We start from the raw sequence: 1,034 nt of genomic DNA, 5'->3' as shown, positions 1-1,034 counted from the left end.
CCCGGCTTATCCCAGTTGCTCCAGGCAGTCCGTGGCGGCTTATCTGGGTGAGCTTTATCGTATGGGTCTATCTTTGCCCGGTTGTCATCATAGCAGCCACCAAATGGGCATCGACCTGACCACCAGTATAGACAGTTCTGGCAGACACACTGGCTGCAATGCTTAAAACGTTCATTGTCTCTGGCCTGCAGGTAGTCCGATATGGTAAGTTGGCCGGTCATAGTATCACCCCCGGCATGTCAAAAATACTCATCTGATTATCGCTGTAATTCATCCATATGGTTTCTGTCCGCTTCAAACCACGTTCTGCCTGGGCCGCAATGCTTTCTTTCCTCCATCCAGTCAGCATATTGTTGTACAGGTCGTTGTCATAGCCTGATATCATTACTTTTCCCGGATGGTATTTAAGCAGTTCCAGCAATTCGCAGTGTTCCCCATCCTCCATCTCGTGTTTGTATAGATGGTCTTTCCTGGTCCCGTGCAAATATGGTGGGTCTGCATAGACAAATACATCTGGCGTATTGTATCTCTTCAACAGCTCCACGGCCGGAAGATTTTCTATCTGTGCATTCAATAGTCTATCGCTGGCCCATTTAATCCTTTCCGGAATTTCTCTCCACTCCTTCGTAGTATGCGGGCCGTTGGCCTGCTGGCTACTCCGAAACCCATTGCGATATAGATTACTGCAACCAAATCCCTGCCAACACCTGACTGCAAATCTTCTGGCACGTTCAACATCTGTAATAATTTCCGATTGTTCAAATGCTGAGTAATATTCATCCCTGGCATACGGTGTCTGTTTAAGGGCTTTCTCCAGTTCTTCATGTTTATCTCTGATAACCCGGAAGTAATTTACGACATTTCCGTCCAGATCATTCAGGGTTTCGATTCTGGCTGGAGTCTTCGAGAAGAATACAGCAAGGCTCCCGGCATAAGGCTCCACATATACCTCATGCGAAGGTATGTAACTACAAATCCAGTCAGCAATACGATTTTTTGCTCCCGGATATTTTAATATTGCTTTCATGGCATCA

Annotated in this window: 2 protein-coding genes; both read right to left on the bottom strand. The window is 46.5% G+C overall.

Features of this window, described 5'->3' with window-relative positions; all coding sequences use genetic code 11:
• On the bottom strand, nucleotides 1–221 hold a 221-nt coding region (locus WMO65_RS26250), incomplete at its 3' end, for a hypothetical protein (protein WP_349064882.1).
• Nucleotides 218–1,034: DNA adenine methylase (locus WMO65_RS26245; RefSeq protein ID WP_349064881.1), on the bottom strand; the 817-nt coding region annotated here is incomplete at its 5' end. The genes WMO65_RS26250 and WMO65_RS26245, both read right to left, overlap by 4 nt.

It is taken from the genome of Blautia caccae (assembly GCF_040095955.1).
Lineage (GTDB): Bacteria > Bacillota > Clostridia > Lachnospirales > Lachnospiraceae > Blautia > Blautia celeris.
This window is presented reverse-complemented; position numbering and strand designations above follow the sequence as displayed.